Origin of the sequence: Acinetobacter sp. BD54 (genome assembly GCF_044778325.1) — a bacterium.
GTDB classification, from domain to species: domain Bacteria; phylum Pseudomonadota; class Gammaproteobacteria; order Pseudomonadales; family Moraxellaceae; genus Acinetobacter; species Acinetobacter baumannii.
In genome coordinates this window covers 136,757-157,414 of the sequence record NZ_JANJEP010000008.1, presented here as the reverse complement: position 1 = coordinate 157,414, position 20,658 = coordinate 136,757, and the positions used below count along the sequence as shown (strand labels likewise).

Genomic DNA, 20,658 nt, shown 5'->3' with positions numbered 1-20,658 from the left:
GACATACCGACTATGCTAATTTAAATTAAGAATTTAGATAAATTACATTTTAAAAAGAGGGATAAATCATGTCTAAAAAGATTCTAATGTTGGTCGGTGACTATGCTGAAGACTATGAAACTATGGTTCCTTTCCAGTTCTTAACTGGTTTAGGTTATACCGTGCATGCTGTTTGCCCAAATAAAAAAAACGGCGACCATATTGCGACTGCTATTCATGATTTTGAAGGTGAGCAAACTTATAGCGAAAAACGTGGCCACAACTTCGCGATTAACTATGATTTTGATGCCGTTAATACCGAAGACTATGTAGGTCTAGTCATTCCGGGTGGTCGTGCACCAGAGTATTTACGCATGAATGAACGTGTTGTCGAAATTGTACGTGAGTTTGATAGAGTGAAAAAACCAATTGCAGCCGTATGCCACGGTGCTCAGTTACTCGCTGCAGCAGACATTTTAAAAGACCGCCTCTGCTCGGCTTATCCAGCATGTGCAGCCGAAGTAAAATTAGCAGGTGGGCAATATGCAGACATTGCTGTAACTGATGCCGTTACCGATGGACATTTGGTGACTGCTCCAGCTTGGCCTGCACATCCAGTTTGGTTAGCTCAATTTGTGAAAGTTTTAGGCGCTAAGATTAGTATCTAATAAGATTCTTCACCCCAAATACAATAAAGCCTGCATTTAGATAACAGGCTTTATTACTAAAATAGGAAACTAGATTTTTATCTTGTAATTCCTAATTTATTCCAAATTTCTGGTGTTAAAAACGTTGTCACCAATTTATTTAAATCGATATAGCGTAATGTGCCCTGCAACTGCTGTTTAACGGCTGGGTCCTTAACAATATCTTCACCCGCACTTTGGCCTAACTGCTGGAAAGCCTCCCCAACTGCCTTCACACCTTCAGCCTGAATTACAGCTTTGGTCTGAGCAGAACATTGCTCTACAATTATCCGCTGTAAAACCTGTGCCAGTTTTTGATCTAACTGATCCTTTTGCTCAGGCGTTACATTACTAAATGCTTTTAAATCAGGATGAGCTGCTAAAGCTGTAAATGTCCATTGGAGCACTGTGGTTTTATCCGAAGCTGTCGTTGCTTTAACTAAACAATCACTGAGCTGATCAACTGTTGGACCAGCCATCGCAATTTGTGTTGCACCCAGTACAGTCACAGCCACACATATTGAACGGCTCAGATGTGAAAACTTACGGCGAGCAATAGCATAAAGATGACGTGACATAGGTCTAGCTCCAATAAACAATCTGTTCTTTTTATCACAGAGTCACTAAAGTTACCTGTTATGACTCTGTAACCGCAAAATACTTACTTTACGACTGATTCAATGCGATCAAGCTCCCACACTCCACCTGCTGCCAAGCCTTTACACATACCCGTCCACATATCCTTAGTATGCACAAAACTCTTGCCGTCCCATACCCATTCTTCACTTGCCCAGCAATCTCCAATGCCTCGTCCCTTTTGAGCACTGCTAATAATACCGCTATCAAAATCTGAGGCGGACTCAGTCACAAACATTGCCTTACCGTTTAAAGACTCATCGAGTACCCATGCCCCATACCCTTCGTTATAAGCCCCTCTCCAGCACAATGTAGTCGCCAGAACTTTCTTATTGGTTAATTTATATAGCTCAATTTTCTGTGGTTCGGCTCCATCACTGTTACCACCATAAATACCTTCACAAAAGCCGTCTTCTTTCGGATTCGGTTTAGCAGCCATCAAACTACGGTGTATTGCTTGGTACTGTTTATTTTTAGGCTGTAAAGTTAAATAAGGTTTGGTTGAAGTCTTAATACGCTTCACAACTAGTTTTGGTTCAGGCATAAGCACTTGATTTTCATTGGCACTGCCCTTTTTAACCAAAGCACCAATAGTCCCTATACGCTTCTGAAAATCATCCATCTTTAATAATACGGCAGTCATCCCAGCATCGGAAACTTTCCATTTATGCTGCGCATTTTTAAATACAATTTCAGTCTTCTGTTTGGACTGCTGTAGTAGAGCATTGACTTGCGAGCTGTTTAGCTTACCCATAATTGGCAGCTCAGTACCATCTACACCCACCATACCTAAATCTTTGCCATTTATATAAAAATGGATATTTTTAAGCTGGTTTGCAGGTATGCTTTGTTCATAGTCGGACAAAGCAAACTCAATCTGCACAGGTTGTTTTGGGCCTGCTTTACGTGTTAATAAAATTGAAGCGGGATTATCACCATTTTCTTCGTTTTGATACCCTGCAGCTTTACAGGTACCCGTATTACTGCAAGAGATTTCCCACTCTTGGTGAGAAAATGAAATACCTTTTATATCTTGAGCAAAACTATAAGAACTTATTACTGCCAAACAACAAATTGAAAGTATATTTTTCATTTTTTCATGTCTCTACACGTCTGTTTTATTATGAAGTTAACAACAGTGTTAAATTTTGAGTTACCGCCTAGTTTAAAAGAATATGTTAGATTTATATAAAATTTAAATTGATTACTTTCTAAAAATGAAAAAACTAAATTTTTTATTATGGGCAACATTAGTCAGCCTAAATTCAACTGCTTATGCAGAAGTAAAAAGCTTTACTCCTCATTTCCCCAAATTTTATAGCTCTGCTGCAACCCGCAAAGCAGACAATCAATTCTATGCTCTTGGAGAGGCAAAATTTTTAAACGGCGTTACAGTTCCGTTTTATGGTATTACAGCACAAAACCCTATAGAAGATGGTTTGCTTAAAAGTTTTGAAAAATGCACGCCTAAAAGCTGTAGTTTTAATTTTAAACTTGATGCTCAACATGCCAAGCAATTAAAGCTTCTTGCATTACCTGAAGTAGGTTTAGTACTTGTTCCACGTAACTGGCAAGATGTTCAAGCAAATGCAGGCGCAAATGGAACTGGTTTTGCTCTAATCATGAGTCCAGATCAAAAGCAAGCAATTAAGCTTTATGACTCTTCATTTTGCGTTGGATGTGGATTACCCAATGCAACGCTTTACTTTCCCCAACTATTAAAAGAAAGTCTTGAAAATGAATATGGTGGTTTTAAAGACCCTAAAAACCTTATCAATGTTGTTCACCCCTCTAAAAAAGTTGCTTTTTTAGCTACCAAATTCCTCAAGTAAACAATAAAACCCATGGTATTGCCAAATATGATGATGAAGACACTTTTAACTATAAAGAGATTCAAGTCACCTTAGATCAGTCGCAGCAGTTTCTAGTTGGCCCTATCCTTAATTTTTATAACGCAACCCATTAAATCAATAACCATAAAAAACCCGCTTTCGCGGGCTCTTTTTACTTATGTAATATCGATTCGAAAGCTTTTAAACGCTTATAAATTGAAAGTAGTTCAATAATCGTCTTCCAAGAAGTAATTAAATATTGAAATGATTCACGTACGCGTCCAAATACATTCGCAATTTGTTGAATTAAACCTAATGTGAGTTTACCAGCAGCAATCGATGGGAAAAGAACAACCAAATTATAGAGAATATCAAGCTGACCATACCAAATCGCTGTCATATTAAAATAGGCATAGTGGAAGTAAAGTCTGAAATAGTTCTTACGTACATTACTAAATAACTCACGTAAAGTAGCAGGTTTTGCACGATCTGCATGATCCTCACCATAAACCAATTCTTTACGGTAAGCTGCTTCTACTTTTTGGTTATTAAATTGTAGACCGGGTAATTTAATACCAACCACCATGAGTAGGACAGTACCAAAAATTGACCATACAATTGCGGCCCATACCAAGGAGTGTTCTAGCTCGCCGACAATTGGTAAAACTGGAACATGTTTAGAAAGCTGAAATAAAATTGGTAAGAAAGCAATTAATGTAATAACTGCTTTGACCAGCTCAACCCCTAAGTCTTCCAAAATTGTTGCAAAGCGCATGGTATCTTCTTGTACACGCTGTGAAGCACCCTCAATATGGCGAAGCTTTTCCCAATGCTCCGTGTAATATTCATTCATTGCCGTACGCCAACGAAATACATAGTGACTTGTAAAAAAAGCATTAATCACAGCTAAAGTCACAGCAACCATTGCAATGTAAAGAAAGACTAGAGTTTCACTATAAAGTGCAGAGAGATCTCCCCCTCCACTTGAAAGCATTTGTTGGATTAAATCCCAAAATGGTACATACCATGCATTAATGGCAACACTGACCTGAACACTAAACCAGATATTAAATAAAATAAAAGCCGAGCCCCAGATAGACCAACGCTGCCATGGGTTATTCGATATAATTTTCCAAAAGCTAGCAAACAGTGCTGTGGAGACTAAAAACCAGAGGTAAAACCATAAAAAAGCAGGCGACCAGAAGCGACTTACCCCAATAGGCAACTCAGCATCTGCATACCCCTGAGGAAAGCCAAGATACTGTCCCCAGTGATCTCCCCCTGTATACCAGAGCACCATATTTAGCGCGAGCCAAATAACCGCAGATATAAAGAAATATCGTGGTGATGGAAAAAATGATTTGAACATTGAGTGTTGATATCCCTATATTTCTTCAAATTTACAATGAAAGGAATACTAAAACCTAAACCTTAAAATTGTGAAGGCTAAAGTTTAGAGAATTGTCAATTTTTCCCATTTCATTGAAGGATTTGATCGTTTTTTTGTAAATTCATCCCTTTATGCAATTTAATCCGTTTAAATTGCTTTGTATATGGCTCCCCTAAGAGCCATATACAGTTTTTATATCACAGCCATATGTACGTTTAAATCTCTTCTTTACGAACAATATAGCCTTCAAGTTGCATAGCCTGAATTAATGGTTCCAGATCTGGAGCGCTTTTTAGTTCAATATCGACACTCACCGCACTTTCTTTAGCACGGCTTGTTGCTGCAAAGCGTTCATGTCGAAGTTCGTAAATATTACCCCCCTGCTCCGCAATAATTGCTGTTAGACGCGCTAAGGCACCCGGATTATCTGGTAATTCAACGCGAATACGAACCATACGGCCAGTACGCGTTAAGTGACGCTGTAATACTGAAACCATTACGCGTGTATCAATATTGCCACCAGATAACACCACACCAACTTTATGACCTAAAAATAGATCGGGACGAGACATAATTGCAGCAATTCCAGTTGCGCCAGCCCCTTCACACACTGTTTTTTCAATGTTGAGTAATAGCGCAATCGCTTCCTCAATCATATCTTCAGTGACTACCACAATATCATCTACAAAATGCTTAGCAATTTGTGTGGTCAGCTCGCCCGGAGTTTTAACCGCAATACCTTCAGCCACCGTTGAACCCATTGAAACCGCGAGTTGATAGTTACAAAGCAGTTTCGCCATACTTGGATAAACAACCGACTGAACTCCGATAATCTTGATTTTAGGATTTATTGATTTTGCAGCAATCGCAATACCAGAAATGAGACCACCACCTCCAATAGGTACGACCAATATATCTAAATCAGGAACAGCTTCCAGCATTTCAAGCGCAATGGTTCCTTGACCCGCAATAATTTCAGCATCATCAAATGGATGAATCATGGTTAAAGATTCTTCTTGTGCCACACGGTGCATTTCAGCAGCAGCTTCCGAAAAGTCTTGTCCATGCAAAATAACACGCGCACCGTATTCACGTACTCGTTGCACCTTCACATTGGGCGTCGATTTTGGCATAACAATAGTTGCCGTGACTCCTGTGCGCTGTGCATGATAAGCGACCCCTTGCGCATGGTTACCAGCTGAAGCTGCAATTACACCATGTTGTTTTTCTTGTTCAGATAAGCTCAAAAGTTTATTTAGTGCGCCCCTTTCTTTAAACGAAGCCGTAAACTGTAGATTCTCAAATTTCAGCCACATTTCAGCCCCTAAGGTTTTAGAAATGGTTTCTGAAAAAACAAAAGGTGTTTTAACAACTAAACCATCTAAACGCTCTGCAGCGGCATGTATATCTTCTAATGTTGGAAACTCATTTTTTACCTGTTGCTGAATCATCTAAGTAGCTGGCCTCAATATGTTACAAATCAATTATTTTTTTGAAAAATAGCATGAATATCTCATATGTGTCATGAGTAGTTTTCAGCATAGCTCCACTATACAAAAATTTTTGTCAGCACATACAAATCTTTTATTTTTCAACAAAAAAGCCCTTAGCGGGCTTTTACTTAATTTTTCATATACTTGCTTTCAATTTATTGCGTTTGCGCACTTAAACCGTCAGTAGATAGATTCTGTTCAGCTATTTTTTCATCAATCGCAAACTGAATATCAGACAGTTTTGCATTTGCTGCATCTATGCCTGCCTTCATGGTTGCTTCACGGCCTTTTACATCAAAAATATGTGCTTTTTCTCTTAAATCCGGTTGAATTACTACATCTGCATATTGAAGTTCTTCGGCAGCCAAACGTCCTTGCATAATATTAATATTCTGGTTAAAAAGTCCCCATACATTTGAGGTTTCCGTATAAATGGGTTGAGCCAGAATATCGACAGCAATAATGACATCGGCTCCTAAATCACGGGCTACTTCAACAGGTACCGGACTGACTAAACCGCCATCTACATATTCAGATTTACCAATTTTAGTCGGTACAAACATGCTTGGTATTGAGGCTGATGCTCTCACGGCCTGTCCCGTATTGCCATAATTAAATACGGTTTTGGTGCCATGCTTTAGCTCTGTTGCCACTACATACATCGGAATTTTCATTTTTTCGAGCGGCAAGTTATTTACTTGCTGATTTACGTAGTCTTCAACTTTTTTGCCATCAAAAAAACCTTTTAAACCAATACTGATGTCACGAACATCTGCAGCTTTCATTTTCAATGCAGTATCGCGAAGTTCATCAGGCGTTTTTCCACTCGCATAAATTGCCCCAACAATACTTCCTGCACTGGTTCCAACAATGAAATCAGGACGAATACCATGCTGTTCTAAAACTTCAATAACACCAATATGTGCATATCCTCGTGCACCACCACTACCTAGTACTAATGCGACTACTGGTTTCTTATGCTGCTTCTTAAGCTGTGCAAAAGGCTGATCGACGAAACGTGAGTATGCCTCTGCCGTTTGCGGTTTTAAGGCAGATAAGTGTGAGGTGGTTTGGCACCCGGCCAACACCATAGAAAGTCCGAGAACCCACAATTTAAGCTGTTTCATGGCCCATCTTTGCACTATGACGTTAATTTTCGAATTGCAATTTTAGTTGCTCGTTTTGTGAAATGCTGTAGTGAATTTATTTAATTTGTCATGTTTAATTTTTATACTCAAGCATTTTTATTATGCCGAAAAAAAGCCCCTTATTTCTAAGAGGCTTTTCTTACAAAATTACCAAATATCTGAATCGACTTTTTTCTTCAACTCTGGATATTTATTAATTTTAAATACAGGTTCTTTAATACCTTGCTTCAATTGCGCTCGGTAATCTTTCAACAAAGTACGAGCCATTGGGGTTAAGAGTAAAATTGCGACCAAGTTAATGGTAGCCATAATACCCATAAACAAGTCTGCCATTGACCATACTAATGGCACACTACCAATTGCACCGAAATACACCATCACCAATACAAAAATACGGAAGATGAACATGACTTTCGGGTTGTTATTAATGAACTGTACGTTACTTTCTGCATAAGCATAGTTACCTAATACAGCTGAGTAACAGAACAAGAATAATAGAACAGCTAAGAAGTCAGCTCCCCAGTGCCCCACTTGAGTCTCTAGTGCACGTTGGGTTAATTCAACACCGACGAAGCCAGCGTCTTGGTAAACGCCAGAAACTAAAATGATGATTGCTGTACTTGTACATACAATGAATGTATCTACGAATACGCCAAGCATTTGTACCAAACCTTGGTTTACAGGATGTTTTACATCTGACGCAGCCGCCGCATTTGGTGCAGAACCCATACCTGCTTCGTTTGAGAACAAACCGCGCTTAATCCCTTGCATCATTGCCATTGACACGGCAGCACCGAAGAAACCACCTGCCGCAGCATTAAAGTGGAAAGCTTCAGTCACAATCAGTTTTAAAACATCAGGCAAAATCGCATAGTTGCTTAATGCAATATATAACGCTACAGAGAGATAAAGACCTGCTTTTAAAGGAACAAACATCTCTGCGAATTTAGCGATACGTTTAATACCACCAAAGATTGCTAATGCAACCATCACAACAAGAGCAAGACCAACCCATGAAATTTCTAAATCAACACCACCTAAATGCGCAATAAGATTAGCTTTATCCCAACCCCAAGCATGTGAAGATGCATTAGCAATTGCATTGATTTGAACTGAGTTAAATACAAAACCATAAGTAAAGATCAATGCTAACGCGAAGATCACACCAAAAGTTTTACTACGTAAACCTTGAGTAATATAGTAGGCTGGACCACCGCGGAATTGCTTGCTATTACTGTCTCTCACCTTAAAAAGTTGAGCAAGAGTAGATTCAATAAAAGCAGAGCTCATACCAAGTACAGCGGTTACCCACATCCAGAACACGGCGCCTGGGCCACCAATTGCGATCGCAATTGCCACACCAGCAATGTTACCTACCCCAACACGGCTCGCAAGACCTGTTACAAATGCTTGGAAAGGTGTAAGGCCATGCTCATCTTCGCCTTCTGTACGGCTGCTTTTCATAACACGAATACTTTGCAAGAACATGCGAATTTGCACTGCTCCTGTTAAGACCGTATAAAAAATACCGACGGCCAGCAAGAAAATAACCAGAAAATCCCATAAAGGTTCATTAAAAAATTGTACCCACGACATCAGTGTGGCATTGAGTTGTTCATTCATACTCGGTCCGCTTACGTTCTTGCTAATGTGCTATTAGCACAAGCCAAAATACTGCAATAAACAAAAAAGCCCCTAAAAATAGGGACTTCTTCAGTACATTTAAGGAAAAACTTTTAATGTCACTTGAATAGCAATTACCGTCACAAGTTTAAGCAACATCATGCCCAGCACTAAGCCTTTGAAGGTTACATGAGAGAAAGCACCCTTCAGATAAAATAAATTCATCGCACCACTGTACATATTCCCATTTGGGTGAACAGAATGCATCGACTCGGCTACAAACTTGGAAACTAACAAATGACCACCGCTAAATCAGCTCGTTTAATGATTCCCATCAATTAATCGAGTTATAAAAACTGGATTTAAGCCAATAAGCATATTTACATATACTTTTGGGCGAATGTCTAAACTGGATTTAAATTTCAAAGACTGTAACAAGCCATCGTCATAACACGACTATCTGTGCCCTTTTCTTTTTCATTAAAGAAGAGTGCATTGAGATCTGTACCAAGCTGTTGTATTTCTTGTGGCTCAGTAGTTGCGTGAGTTACGTTCATTTTCATGGTTGCAATGGTAATCGCCAATCCTTGTTTCATGAACTGCTTGTTGATGAGCGGTAAACTCATGTAAAGCTCCTTATACCTCGTGTATTTCTCCATTTCTGCACAAAATCCTTTCTGTAAAAGTATTTTATTTGCAGCCACTACTTTTTTCCTAACGTGAGTATGGAGAAATCATACCTGCGTAAAAAAGTCGGTATTATGCAGAAATTTAAAATTTTGTGTATGTTTTTCATTAAAAGTTTATGCAAATTAAGATTATTTTTTATACAAAAACATCTGTTTTGTACTGTTTTTAAACATATTATACCTTTTTTCTAATTGAGCGATTTTTACTCAACCCTTATTTTGGCTTTAATTGAATGACTATCAAAGTCACACCACTTTACCATTTTAAGCCTAAAGTGGCATATTCGAATTATCATTGAGCAGACATCATGTCTTACCCAAGTCATTAATCATATATATAAGGATATCTGTTTTCTAATATTTTTTGCTTATAAATACAGCAATTTCAGCAGATGAAATGGCATCTCAAAAAGTATTAAATATTGAGGGAAAAGATCAGGAGTACTCATGAATTTGGAACAAGTCCGCCTTGTTGACGAAGCAATTACCTCTCGACATTCTGTCCGTGCTTTTTTAAGCACTCCCATTGAGCCAGAAGTCATTAAAGATATATTAAGAGTCGCAAGTCGAGCACCTTCCGGTACCAACACTCAACCATGGAAAGTTTATGTAGTCACAGGTCATAAACGTGATGAAATGGTAGAGCGTGTTTGTGCAGCACAGATTGAGGTTTCCAAAAATCCCGAACTTGCAGAGCAATATAAAGAAACTTTTGCATATTACCCTGAAAAATGGGTCTCTCCTTTTATTGACCGCCGCCGTGAAAATGGTTGGGGACTCTACGGTTTGTTAGATATCAAAAAAGGTGAAAAAGAAAAAATGGCTGCTCAACAGTTACGTAACTTCAAACTGTTTGATGCTCCAGTCGGAATTTTCTTTACAGTCAATAAAGCAATGGGAATTGGTTCCAAAATGGATATCGCTATGATGATTCAAAATGTCATGGTCGCTGCCAAGGCTCGGGGATTAGACACCTGCCCTCAAGCAGCTTGGAACCATTTTCATCCGCTAGTGTTAGATATTTTAGGCGCAGCAGATGACGAAGAGTTGGTATGTGCAATTGCACTAGGTCATGCCGACCCTGAACATATTGTGAATACCTTTATTACGCCTAGAGAGCCTGTTGAGAATTTTGCAGTTTTTCTTGATTAAAGATGCAAGACAATCACTCTCTTAAAATCAAGAGAGTGATTGGCTTTTTGCTTGACGAATCGCTTTTAAAACAACAATAAAACCACTTAATGTAAATAACACCATCATCACTCCCATATTGAGTGATGCAGACCAAATAAGGAAGTTAAGCAATACTCCACCCAATAAACCGCAAGCAAATTGCATACTGCCCATAATTGCACTGGCTGTTCCTGCACGAGCACCTTGCTTTGACATGGCTAGAGCCATAGCATTTGGTCCAGTTAAACCAATTCCTGAAATTGCTAAGAACAGTCCTAACATTACTAGCCATAAAGGTGCTGCAGAAATTAAACCAGCAATCAACACAATGCTTGCACCTGTCACTTGTACCATTGAACCTGCTTTTAAGCGCTTAGTGATTTCAACACGTGTGGTTAGGTGCTTATTTAAAGATGACATTAACATAATGCCAAAAGCATTTAGCCCGAATACATACGCAAACTCTTGCTGATTTAAGCCATATTGATCCATAAAAACGGCTGGAGCTGAGCTGATATAACAGAATAACGCTGCACCTGTTAAACATCCTGCAAACATAGGTAAACGGAAGCTTGCATCTTTGAAAATAGCACCATATAAGGTAGCCACTTGATATAGAGATAACTTGAGCCTCTTATCCATTGCCAAAGTTTCTTTAAAAAAGAAATGTACACATAGCCAACAGATTGCCCCTACAATTGAAAGCGCAATAAAAATCGCTTGCCACGGAAACCAGATTAATATCCAGGCCCCAATCATCGGGGCCAAAATAGGTGCTAAGCCCATTACGATCATCATGCTTGAAAAAGCTTGTGCCGAGCCTTGGACATCTAATCTATCTCGTATAGCAGCACGAGCCATAACCACCCCCACACAACCACCTAAGGCTTGTAAAATACGGGCAGCAATTAGACTCCATTCATTTGTAGCGAGCACACAGAACAAGCTTGCAACTGCATAAAGCGCAAGCCCAAAATAAAGAGGCTTTTTTCGACCAATACGGTCGCTTAAAGGTCCATACACCAGTTGTCCAATGGCTAAACCAAAAAAATAAGCTGGCAATGTGTTTGCTACCATTTGCGTACTCACCCCAAAATCATGGGCCATTTGAGGCAACGCAGGTAAGTACATATCAATGGATAATGGCCCTAAAGCCGTGAGTAAAGCGAGCAACATAATCCAGCCAATAGAATATTGACGCTGGGCTGTTTGTTCAGACATAACGATATTTCATTTTTCAATCATTTGCATACAGACAAGCTTACACTGTCTATCGTATGATTTGTGCAACATTGGTGTAGAAATACGCAAATCCTTTATCACTCAGGTTGATCAGCAAGGACTTCATTTGAAATCTTGGTTTAAACGCCTAAAAAGAGCGACTTATAACACATCATTTATGTATAACGTGCGGATGCTGATTGCCTTTTCAGGAACTGCGTTCGTGCCTTATTTTCTAGGACATCAATTAGCAACAATTCCCCTCACTTTAGGTGTGGTCGCAGCTGGTTTAAGTGATATTGATGATCGCTTTTCAGTGCGAATCATGAATTTGATTTACACCTATATTGGTTTCTTCATTACCGCAGCTTCCGTGCAATTACTTTTCCCTTATCCAATGCTTTTTGCGCTAGGGCTGATTGCCTCTTGTATTGGCTGGATTTTACTCGGGTCATTAGGTCGCCGTTACGCAACAATTTCTTATGGATGTCTGGTTGTTTCAGTTTATACCATGTTGGGAGTTCATTTATTTGACCAGTGGTATATTCAGCCAGCGCTTTTGGTTGCAGGAGCAGCATGGTACGGACTTATTGCAACCATTAGCTTTTTATTATTTCCGGTTCGCCAACTTCAAGATAAACTTGCGGCCTCTTATGCTTCATTAGGCGACTTTTTATTTGCCAAATCCAATTTGTTTGATGTCGATATGACTCCTGCGAGTTATCAGCAAAGCATGATTGATCTTTCATTAGAAAATGGCAAATTAATAACGATTTTTAATGATCTTAAAACCGCCCTTTTAACCCGTTTAAAGGGTGACCGTGGACAAAAAGGTACTCGCCGTAGCCTACATTATTATTTTGTCGCACAAGATATCCATGAACGTGCAGATTCTGCCCATATCGACTATCAAAAATTAGCTAAAATTTTCCAGCACAGTGATATTTTATTTAGGTTTCAGCGCATTTTGGCAATTCAGGGTAAAGCTTGCCAAGAGCTAAATCAATGTATTTTACAGCGTAAACCCTATATCCATAACAAACGCTTTAAGCAGAGTTTCGAGAATTTACGCTTATCTTTAGTAAAGTTAAGAGATGATCAGCAGTATGACTTATTGTGGGTAAATGCTCTTTTTGCCTTATACCGAAACTTAAAGTCTATTGACTCACAATTACTCAACTTAGAAACGGAACAGCATATTCAGTCTGACAAAGTAAAGCAGGCTGAAAACCAACTTAAAGATGATGATCTAAAAGGTTGGAATGATATTGTTGTCCGAATAAAACAAAATCTAACACCTGAATCTGTACTATTCCGTCATGCCATACGAGTTTCGATTGTTCTTTTTATTGGATATGTATTTATTCAAATGACCCATATCGAATATGGCTACTGGATTATGTTGACTGCTTTATTTGTTAGCCAACCTAACTTTAACGCAACAAAACGTCGCTTACGTTTACGTATTGTAGGTACATTAGTCGGGATTATTGTCGGCCTTAGCATAGTATTTTTAGTACCTTCTGTGGAAGGACAATTAGTCATGCTAATTTTGAGTGGCGTACTGTTTTTCGAGTTACGTAGTAAGCAATATGCTCAAGCAACCGCTTTTATTACTATTTTGGCATTAATTAACTTTAATCTGGACGGTTCAGCAGTCGCTGCAGCTATTCCTAGGTTTGTTGATACCCTAATTGGTTGTGCTTTAGCATGGTTTGGCGTGACCTTTATTTGGCCTGACTGGAAATTCCGTCGCCTACCACGCAGTATTCGACGCTCCTTACAAGCACAATGTAATTATTTAGCTGAAGTGGTAAAACAATATCATGAAGGACATAATCATGCCCTCAATTACCGTATTGTCCGCCGAGCAGCACATAATACCGATGCAGAAGTCGCTTCGCTTATTTCTACTTTAGCAACAGAGCCAGACTTCGACCCTACTCGTAAATCCGATATATTTGAATTTTTATGCCTCAATCATACATTTTTAAGTTATATCGCAGCACTTGGAGCACATCGAGAAAAGATTCAGGATCAAGCGGTTCTTAACGTATTAGATCAAGCTTTAGATGATATACAAGGTGCTTTGTTAAGAGATGAAATGCCTGATCTTACGGCACAAAATATGCTACAGACGATACGTCAGCGCTTAAGCCAAAATGATGAAGATGACCAAAAATCGCTCATTATTTTACAGCAATTATCGCTGATGCTCAGTGTATTAAATCGATTTAGTATGTTAAAACAACGGCTAAGTCATGATCTGGATAATGATGCTAGCGAACTTGCATCATTATAAATTTGAGTCAGAATTTAGTATGAAATTGGCATAATATCCTTTCCTGACTTATGCCAATTAATGCTAAACTTAAAACAGTTTACAATTTGTTATTTGCACTATGACCGCGAAAACTTTATATGCTTATACGCTTCAGCCTGTTCCTTACGAGGTATCAGAAGCTGAGCAACGTAATGCACAACTTCTTATCTGGCGCAGCACCAATAAAATCAGCACAAAAATCTGGGCGATTATGGGCGTAATTTTAGCCCTTGCGATTTTAGGTCTTATCTTTATCAAGAACTACTCTACAGTGATTTGCTGGGTTGCTATTGTCTGTGTAGTACTTTATTACCTAGGCCGCAAATATGGTTTGGAATGGTACGTTAAGCGTAAGATGAATGAGTTTCCTGTGCAGGAAATCAAAGGTATTCGCTTAGGTGTACAACCTCACGGTATCGTAATGCGCCAGCAAATGGGCTTACAAGAAGGCGTTGGAACTATCGGATGGAAAAATATCTATGAATGGTACAACACCCCTGACTTTATTTTAGTTAACTTTAAAGTAAAAGATCCTAAAGGTCAGGAACAACAAGGTGCATATATATTGCCTAAACGTATGGACTCTAAAAACTTTTCTTTCAATACAATTCGTAAGCATTTGAAAGAAAGTGTAGGTGAACCGAAAACTTTATAATTTCACCTCTTTAAAAAGCCTCCTTTACAGGAGGTTTTTTATTATGCTAAAAATAAATGATAATGAAAATTAATATTATCTCCAAAATCCATATTATCTACTCAATCTTCGGCTATACTTCGTTACAAGATCTCCATCATATTTACATTATTCGACCATGTTTAAAAAGTTTTTATTTCAAATTCATTGGTTTCTGGGTATTAGTGCTGGCCTCATCTTATCCATTATGGGTGTTACAGGCGCAATTTATTCTTATGATCAGCAAATTTTAAAATGGGTAAATACAGATAGTTATGTTGTGCAAGTACAAAGCTCGCCTAAGCTTACCCCTGCTCAGCTTTACCAGCATTTCACAACAATCCAGCCTGAAATTAAAATTAATAGCATTACAATTGCCAAAGATCCTACCGCCTCATCCGTAGTAAACATTGAAAAAGAAGGCGAACGACGCGGCTACAATATGATGGTTAACCCTTATACAGCTCAGGTATTACCAGAGGTACAAGGTCGTAAGCTACTTTTATTAATACAACAAATTCACCGAAACTTAACTGCTGGTGAGTTCGGTAAACAAATTACCGGTGCTTGTGCCCTAATGCTCATATATTTTGTTTTGAGCGGATTATATTTACGCTGGCCGAAAAAGCACTCTGCACGTCAATGGCTTGCTGTCAAACCCAAACTTAAAGGTCGAAATTTTATTTGGGATTTACACGCTGTTGTAGGTACATGGGTTATTGTTTTTTATCTTCTTTTTGCATGTACAGGTCTATATTGGTCATATGACTGGTGGCGTAGTGGTATGTTCAAAGTATTAGGTGTAGAACAACCTAAAATGCAAGGCCATGGTGGATCTGGGCGAAATAAAGATCAATTGCCTAAAATTCAACTAGATAATGCTCAACTGATTACGGCACTCAACCAAACTTGGAGTGGTTTTAATAATCAGATTGGACGTGATTATTCGACTTTAACAGTTAACTTACCTAAAAAAGATGATGGAAAAATTGAATTAAGTTTTGTAGATGCAACGCCACAACACGAACGTGCACGTAACCAAGCTGTCTATAACTATAAAACTGCCAATATTGAAAAAATGGAGCTTTATGAAGATAAAAAGCTTAATCAAAAAATTATGAGCAGTATGTTACCTGTGCACCGAGGTAGTTTCTTCGGACCAGTTTATCAATTTGTGGCGATGCTTGCTTCTTTAGCCATGCCATTATTCTTTGTTACCGGATGGATGCTTTACCTTAAACGCCGTAAGCAGAAAAAACTTACTCAAGCGGCTCGCCAGTCTTTAGCAGGCCATTATATCGACCAAAATGCTAAGCCTTGGTTAATCACTTATGCCACCCAAACTGGAGTTGCGGAACAACTCGCGTGGCGTACTGCAACGAGCTTACAAGAGGCGCATCAACCAGTTCAGGTTAAATCTGTACAACAACTAACCGAAGCTGATTTACAGCAACATGAACAAATATTATTTGTGATTAGTACCTATGGTACTGGAGAAGCACCTGACTTAGCTTCTAATTTTGCTAAAAAGTTATTAAAAACTAATTTAAGACTTCAACATGTCAAATATGCAGTATTAGCTTTAGGTTCTAAGGAATATCCGGATACTTATTGTAGTTTTGGCCACACAGTAGATGATTGGCTTAAAAACAATGGTGCCAAAGCCCTCTTCGATATTATAGAAGTAGATAATGCAAATCCGGCAGATATTCAAAACTGGAATCAGGCGCTTGTAAAAGCAACCAAACTAGATTTGCATACTGTTAATATCGAAAAAGTGTTTGATAATTGGACATTACAACAACGTGATTTACTCAATCCAAATAGTCTAGGCCAGCCTGCCTACAATATTGAACTTACTGCCAATCATGAAGCTATATGGCAAGCTGGAGACATTGCTGAAATACAACCAGGTAACAGTCCTGAGCGTATTAATAAGTTTTTACAGCATCATCACATTCTTAAAAATGCAGTGGTAGACTCGCTACAGGTTTCTATTGAAAAGGCACTTTGGAATAAAGATTTAACTGGTGAAATTGAACCGTTTGCCAATCTGGACCATTTACTAGAACAACTTCCTACCCTACCAACGCGAGAATATTCCATTGCTAGCATCCCTTCTCAGCAAGTATTACGTCTAGTTGTTCGTCAACAATATGATGAGTCTGGTAATTTAGGTTTAGGATCAGGTTGGCTGACTCAACATACAGAAATTAATCAAAATGTTGCACTGCGTATCCGTACCAATGAGTCTTTTCATTTGATTGATGATAATCGTCCAATTATTTGTATTGGTAATGGAACGGGAATCGCTGGTTTAATGAGCTTACTTCATACACGAACTCGCCATAACTATACTGAAAACTGGCTAATTTTCGGTGAACGCCAACGCACTCATGATTTCTTCTATGCATCAACTATTGAAGCTTGGCAAACGATGGGAATGTTAAAACGACTTGATCTTGCATTCTCACGCGATCAAGAACAACGTGTTTATGTTCAAGATATCATCCGACAAAATGCAGCGGAGTTAATCAACTGGATTGAACGCGGTGCAGTACTCTATGTATGCGGCAGTATTGATGGAATGGCAAGTGGAGTCGATCAAGCACTTATTCATATTTTAGGCGAAGAACAAGTCGATGAGTTAAGACAACAAGGCCGTTATCGCCGTGATGTTTATTAAATATCAATAAATAACAAAGCCGAGTAATAGCCAAAATGCTTTACTCGGCTTTTTATTACAATCAGCATTGAATTTGGAATGATTTTGCATACACTGTCTGCAATTTAAATTGCAGCTTTAAACACAATGCAAGTCAGTAAGTGGATTCGGATTTTCTTAGCAGTCATTGGTTCAATTTTATTTTTGGACGGCTTATTTCTAGCTTTTCTAAATAAAATTCATGTAGGCACACTTGTTCCTTTAGTTTTAGGAGCATTCTTCTGTCTTTATGCATTATTTTATTATCATTTAGAACGGTTTTTCTTCTATCACTATCGGCTTCATACTCTTTGGCGTTTTGGGTGGTTGTGTTTCTGGATTTGGTTAATTGGCTTAGGCTATTTTTTTAATTTTATTAAAGAAAATAAAGACGCAAGTCAAAATCTCCCCGCAGTTAAAGCAATTATTGTTTTAGGAAGTGGTGTCGAAAATGGACAGCCTTCAGCTATTCTTGCAAAGCGTCTTGACACAGCAGCACCAGTTGCCCTTTCACAACCGCAAGCAAAGGTTATTTTAACAGGCGGTTTAGACTTTTCCGAAAAAGAACCTGAAGCATTAGTCATGTCACGCTACTTGGAACAACATTTTCATATAGCAAAAGATCGAATGATCCTTGAAGACAAAAGCACAAGTACAGAACTTAATCTTAAAAATAGTAAACCTTTACTTGAACAAGCTCATATTAATGTTAATCAACCCATTGCAATTGTTACAAGTGACTTCCATACACCACGAGCTGCAGCTATTGCAAAGAAACAAGGCTATACACAGGTTTATATGGTCGCTGCAGAAACACCTTTAATTACTCGCTACAACGCTTGGCTACGTGAATATTTTGCATACGCTAGTGGCTGGCTTCTAAATGAGTATTAATCTTAGTTTACAAAGCTGCTATTGCGTTACAGCATGGCAGCTTTAGTTAAACTCGATAGTAATAATAATTCGAACTCAAAAATTAAGTATGGAAAAGAGAGAGTTAACCAAAAAAGATAAAATAGATAGATAAAAAATAGGAAGAGCAGAAACGCAAAAAACACTAAATAAATTAGCGTGTTTAATTTTTTAAATTTGAAAAAATTATGGTGGGCGCTGACGGGATCGAACCGCCGACATTCTGCTTGTAAGGCAGACGCTCTACCAACTGAGCTAAGCGCCCTGATTGAAAAAGACAACAATCACAGTCTTTATACATTACATCCTCTAGATCAGGGAATCAAGAGAATGGCGCAGCGGACGGGGCTCGAACCCGCGACCCCCGGCGTGACAGGCCGGTATTCTAACCAACTGAACTACCGCTGCACTTGCAATACTTTAAAAATAAAGTATGGTCACAAATTATGGTGGGCGCTGACGGGATCGAACCGCCGACATTCTGCTTGTAAGGCAGACGCTCTACCAACTGAGCTAAGCGCCCTGCAAAAGCGTTTTATAAAAGTGGCGCAGCGGACGGGGCTCGAACCCGCGACCCCCGGCGTGACAGGCCGGTATTCTAACCAACTGAACTACCGCTGCACTTTCACAATATCGCAATTGTGGGGTAAACGATGTTAAGTCTTAAGTGGCGCAGCGGACGGGGCTCGAACCCGCGACCCCCGGCGTGACAGGCCGGTATTCTAACCAACTGAACTACCGCTGCACTTGAGATCTTAACGTAAAGGCTTGGTGGGCGCTGACGGGATCGAACCGCCGACATTCTGCTTGTAAGGCAGACGCTCTACCAACTGAGCTAAGCGCCCTTAACGTCTTCATCGTTTGTGAGGTGCATTATAGAGAATCTTTAACAGGTGTCAAACGCTTTTCGACAACTTTTCAAAAAAATACGAATGAATGATTAAAAATAAGTCATTATTAAGTAAAAAACAATTTTTTGTATTTTATTTAAGCACTTATTTTAATATTTTGATCATTCGGCTAATTAAACAATAATCTTTAAAATCCTATTTTAGGTTAAAGATTGTTCAGACAAATAAACTAATGCGTCTTCAGAGACTAAATCAAACAATTCAATGATTTCTTCATTACGCATTCGAATACACCCATGTGACATTGGAACCCCCATCGGTTCTTTATCAGGTGTACCATGAATATAGATATAACGTTGCATCGTGTCGTGGCCTTCGCCTTTGTTAAAGCCCTCTTCTAAACCATCTAACCAAAGAATGCGTGACAATATCCAATCTCGCTCAGGAAATTGTGCGGCTAATTCACTGCTATAAACTTCACCTGTGGGCTGCCGTGCAATAAAAACTGCATTTTTGGGAGATTGCATACCAAATTTCTTAGCAACCCGATGCCATCCACGTGGGGTTTTACCCGTATTTTCTTGTTCCCCAATTCCATTTTTGCCAGTAGAGACCACGTAAAACTTATTATGTTTAGGTAAGCTTAAAGTTTGATTTGCTAAATCGATAAGAATATCTGCATCTTCAAGTTTAAATTGGGACATCGAATTTCTTCTCTTATATCAACTCAACTATTTTGAGCTTTAATGAAAAATTATGGGAAAGCTTGTCTTGCACCGAAATTAAAAGATTATCAATCTTCTTTACTCTACGCGCAGTTTCACTGCTTGTCCTGAGCCAAAATTAAAAGATTATCAATCTTTTAACTTTGGCTCAGGACGTAGCCATAACCAAATTGCAACAACAAGCATGGTAGTATCGGTAAAGACCTTGACCCAAAACGGCGCCGAAGTAAACAGCATCAGAATACCACTTGCGGTCATCATAATGGTTGCAATCCACTTTGCCTTACGCGGTACTGTCCCATTTGCTCGCCAGTCCCGCAGGGTTGGTCCATACTTGGGGTGGTTTAACAACCACGCATCCATCTGAGGCCATCCCTTTGAGGCCGCCCAAGCAGCCAGAATAAGAAACACTGTTGTCGGCATGCCTGGTAAAATTGCTCCAATAATACCAAGCGTGATAAAAATCACGACCAGAGTTCGCCAAAACAATGTTCGCATATATAAACCTTAAGCTATTGTTACTCGTAGTATAAAGTGTTTTTCTGGTATTGTTTTGTTGATTGACCATGAAATTTGGATGAATTATTTCGAGTACTCAAC

The 20,658-nt window shown here is 38.9% G+C and carries 17 protein-coding genes, 6 tRNA genes and 1 pseudogene; 7 read left to right on the top strand and 17 right to left on the bottom strand.

What is annotated here, in order from left to right:
* The first annotated feature begins 68 nt into the window (after positions 1-68).
* Positions 69-647 carry a DJ-1/PfpI family protein gene (locus tag NQ782_RS14255; protein ID WP_057093263.1) on the top strand — a complete coding sequence of 193 codons (579 nt, stop codon included), beginning with the start codon at positions 69-71 and terminating at the stop codon, positions 645-647.
* Positions 648-724: 77 nt separating this feature from the next.
* Here NQ782_RS14255 and NQ782_RS14250 read toward each other — a convergent pair whose 3' ends face one another.
* Together NQ782_RS14250 and NQ782_RS14245 are read right to left on the bottom strand one after the other, a co-directional pair.
* Complete coding sequence (locus NQ782_RS14250; protein ID WP_057093266.1) at positions 725-1,243, bottom strand: hypothetical protein; 519 nt, start codon at positions 1,241-1,243, stop codon at positions 725-727.
* Between the two features lie 83 nt (positions 1,244-1,326).
* Positions 1,327-2,394 carry a DUF1176 domain-containing protein gene (locus NQ782_RS14245; protein WP_057093268.1) on the bottom strand — a complete coding sequence of 356 codons (1,068 nt, stop codon included), beginning with the start codon at positions 2,392-2,394 and terminating at the stop codon, positions 1,327-1,329.
* A 346-nt stretch (positions 2,395-2,740) separates the two neighbouring features.
* Here NQ782_RS14245 and NQ782_RS14240 point away from each other — a divergent pair.
* Positions 2,741-3,267 (top strand): annotated as a pseudogene (locus tag NQ782_RS14240) (DUF4850 domain-containing protein).
* A gap of 38 nt (positions 3,268-3,305) precedes the next feature.
* Here the strand turns inward: NQ782_RS14240 and sbmA are convergent.
* The 6 genes from sbmA to NQ782_RS14210 form a co-directional block, all read right to left on the bottom strand.
* On the bottom strand, positions 3,306-4,502 hold the full coding sequence (sbmA, locus tag NQ782_RS14235; protein WP_001984834.1) for a peptide antibiotic transporter SbmA: 1,197 nt from the start codon (positions 4,500-4,502) through the stop codon (positions 3,306-3,308).
* A gap of 236 nt (positions 4,503-4,738) precedes the next feature.
* A complete protein-coding gene (locus NQ782_RS14230; protein ID WP_057093270.1) occupies positions 4,739-5,974 on the bottom strand; it encodes a threonine ammonia-lyase in 1,236 nt (411 codons plus the stop codon).
* Positions 5,975-6,171: 197 nt separating this feature from the next.
* Positions 6,172-7,143, bottom strand: coding sequence for a patatin-like phospholipase family protein (locus NQ782_RS14225; protein ID WP_000811534.1), 972 nt, complete (start codon positions 7,141-7,143; stop codon positions 6,172-6,174).
* A gap of 168 nt (positions 7,144-7,311) precedes the next feature.
* Positions 7,312-8,787 (bottom strand): sodium:alanine symporter family protein, encoded by a 1,476-nt coding sequence (locus NQ782_RS14220; protein WP_001005337.1) that lies wholly within the window; start codon positions 8,785-8,787, stop codon positions 7,312-7,314.
* 99 nt (positions 8,788-8,886) lie between these two features.
* On the bottom strand, positions 8,887-9,027 hold the full coding sequence (locus NQ782_RS14215) for a hypothetical protein (RefSeq protein ID WP_000286815.1): 141 nt from the start codon (positions 9,025-9,027) through the stop codon (positions 8,887-8,889).
* 182 nt (positions 9,028-9,209) lie between these two features.
* Positions 9,210-9,413 (bottom strand): hypothetical protein, encoded by a 204-nt coding sequence (locus tag NQ782_RS14210; protein WP_002010643.1) that lies wholly within the window; start codon positions 9,411-9,413, stop codon positions 9,210-9,212.
* Positions 9,414-9,923: 510 nt separating this feature from the next.
* On the opposite strand from NQ782_RS14210, the gene NQ782_RS14205 reads away from it, so the two are divergent.
* The gene (locus NQ782_RS14205) at positions 9,924-10,628 is read left to right on the top strand and encodes a nitroreductase (protein WP_001047593.1); all 705 of its coding nucleotides are present in this window, start codon (positions 9,924-9,926) and stop codon (positions 10,626-10,628) included.
* A gap of 27 nt (positions 10,629-10,655) precedes the next feature.
* Here NQ782_RS14205 and NQ782_RS14200 read toward each other — a convergent pair whose 3' ends face one another.
* A complete protein-coding gene (locus NQ782_RS14200; RefSeq protein WP_000003698.1) occupies positions 10,656-11,870 on the bottom strand; it encodes a multidrug effflux MFS transporter in 1,215 nt (404 codons plus the stop codon).
* Positions 11,871-11,997: 127 nt separating this feature from the next.
* On the opposite strand from NQ782_RS14200, the gene yccS reads away from it, so the two are divergent.
* The 4 genes from yccS to NQ782_RS14180 all read left to right on the top strand — a co-directional run bounded on the left by yccS (position 11,998) and on the right by NQ782_RS14180 (position 18,464).
* The gene (gene yccS / locus NQ782_RS14195; protein ID WP_079745741.1) at positions 11,998-14,172 is read left to right on the top strand and encodes a YccS family putative transporter; all 2,175 of its coding nucleotides are present in this window, start codon (positions 11,998-12,000) and stop codon (positions 14,170-14,172) included.
* A gap of 100 nt (positions 14,173-14,272) precedes the next feature.
* Positions 14,273-14,848 carry an SdpI family protein gene (locus tag NQ782_RS14190; protein ID WP_000125649.1) on the top strand — a complete coding sequence of 192 codons (576 nt, stop codon included), beginning with the start codon at positions 14,273-14,275 and terminating at the stop codon, positions 14,846-14,848.
* A 157-nt stretch (positions 14,849-15,005) separates the two neighbouring features.
* Positions 15,006-17,552, top strand: coding sequence for a PepSY domain-containing protein (locus NQ782_RS14185; RefSeq protein ID WP_086231159.1), 2,547 nt, complete (start codon positions 15,006-15,008; stop codon positions 17,550-17,552).
* Positions 17,553-17,678: 126 nt separating this feature from the next.
* A complete protein-coding gene (locus NQ782_RS14180) occupies positions 17,679-18,464 on the top strand; it encodes a YdcF family protein (RefSeq protein ID WP_001198163.1) in 786 nt (261 codons plus the stop codon).
* A 207-nt stretch (positions 18,465-18,671) separates the two neighbouring features.
* On the opposite strand, the gene NQ782_RS14175 is transcribed toward NQ782_RS14180, so the two are convergent.
* The 8 genes from NQ782_RS14175 to NQ782_RS14140 all read right to left on the bottom strand — a co-directional run bounded on the left by NQ782_RS14175 (position 18,672) and on the right by NQ782_RS14140 (position 20,556).
* Positions 18,672-18,747, bottom strand: a tRNA-Val gene (locus NQ782_RS14175).
* A 66-nt stretch (positions 18,748-18,813) separates the two neighbouring features.
* A tRNA-Asp gene (locus NQ782_RS14170) sits at positions 18,814-18,890 on the bottom strand.
* A 39-nt stretch (positions 18,891-18,929) separates the two neighbouring features.
* Positions 18,930-19,005, bottom strand: a tRNA-Val gene (locus NQ782_RS14165).
* Positions 19,006-19,026: 21 nt separating this feature from the next.
* Positions 19,027-19,103, bottom strand: a tRNA-Asp gene (locus NQ782_RS14160).
* A 47-nt stretch (positions 19,104-19,150) separates the two neighbouring features.
* Positions 19,151-19,227, bottom strand: a tRNA-Asp gene (locus tag NQ782_RS14155).
* 24 nt (positions 19,228-19,251) lie between these two features.
* A tRNA-Val gene (locus NQ782_RS14150) sits at positions 19,252-19,327 on the bottom strand.
* A gap of 206 nt (positions 19,328-19,533) precedes the next feature.
* Entirely contained in the window at positions 19,534-20,037 is a 504-nt protein-coding gene (gene elsL, locus NQ782_RS14145; RefSeq protein WP_000077301.1) for a cell wall-recycling L,D-carboxypeptidase ElsL, read from the bottom strand.
* A 150-nt stretch (positions 20,038-20,187) separates the two neighbouring features.
* Positions 20,188-20,556 carry a YbaN family protein gene (locus NQ782_RS14140; RefSeq protein WP_001259501.1) on the bottom strand — a complete coding sequence of 123 codons (369 nt, stop codon included), beginning with the start codon at positions 20,554-20,556 and terminating at the stop codon, positions 20,188-20,190.
* Between the last annotated feature and the right edge of the window lie 102 nt (positions 20,557-20,658).

Excerpts from the sequence above, each read along its gene's own strand:
- NQ782_RS14200 (WP_000003698.1), bottom strand. The coding sequence starts at position 11,870 with ATGTCTGAACAAACAGCCCAGCGTCAATATTCTATTGGCTGGATTATG.
- sbmA (WP_001984834.1), bottom strand. The coding sequence starts at position 4,502 with ATGTTCAAATCATTTTTTCCATCACCACGATATTTCTTTATATCTGCG.
- NQ782_RS14215 (WP_000286815.1), bottom strand. The coding sequence starts at position 9,027 with ATGTACAGTGGTGCGATGAATTTATTTTATCTGAAGGGTGCTTTCTCT.
- NQ782_RS14250 (WP_057093266.1), bottom strand. The coding sequence starts at position 1,243 with ATGTCACGTCATCTTTATGCTATTGCTCGCCGTAAGTTTTCACATCTG.
- NQ782_RS14180 (WP_001198163.1), top strand. The coding sequence starts at position 17,679 with ATGCAAGTCAGTAAGTGGATTCGGATTTTCTTAGCAGTCATTGGTTCA.
- NQ782_RS14245 (WP_057093268.1), bottom strand. The coding sequence starts at position 2,394 with ATGAAAAATATACTTTCAATTTGTTGTTTGGCAGTAATAAGTTCTTAT.
- NQ782_RS14185 (WP_086231159.1), top strand. The coding sequence starts at position 15,006 with ATGTTTAAAAAGTTTTTATTTCAAATTCATTGGTTTCTGGGTATTAGT.
- NQ782_RS14210 (WP_002010643.1), bottom strand. The coding sequence starts at position 9,413 with ATGAGTTTACCGCTCATCAACAAGCAGTTCATGAAACAAGGATTGGCG.
- NQ782_RS14140 (WP_001259501.1), bottom strand. The coding sequence starts at position 20,556 with ATGCGAACATTGTTTTGGCGAACTCTGGTCGTGATTTTTATCACGCTT.
- elsL (WP_000077301.1), bottom strand. The coding sequence starts at position 20,037 with ATGTCCCAATTTAAACTTGAAGATGCAGATATTCTTATCGATTTAGCA.
- NQ782_RS14220 (WP_001005337.1), bottom strand. The coding sequence starts at position 8,787 with ATGAATGAACAACTCAATGCCACACTGATGTCGTGGGTACAATTTTTT.
- NQ782_RS14255 (WP_057093263.1), top strand. The coding sequence starts at position 69 with ATGTCTAAAAAGATTCTAATGTTGGTCGGTGACTATGCTGAAGACTAT.
- NQ782_RS14225 (WP_000811534.1), bottom strand. The coding sequence starts at position 7,143 with ATGAAACAGCTTAAATTGTGGGTTCTCGGACTTTCTATGGTGTTGGCC.
- NQ782_RS14190 (WP_000125649.1), top strand. The coding sequence starts at position 14,273 with ATGACCGCGAAAACTTTATATGCTTATACGCTTCAGCCTGTTCCTTAC.
- NQ782_RS14205 (WP_001047593.1), top strand. The coding sequence starts at position 9,924 with ATGAATTTGGAACAAGTCCGCCTTGTTGACGAAGCAATTACCTCTCGA.
- NQ782_RS14230 (WP_057093270.1), bottom strand. The coding sequence starts at position 5,974 with ATGATTCAGCAACAGGTAAAAAATGAGTTTCCAACATTAGAAGATATA.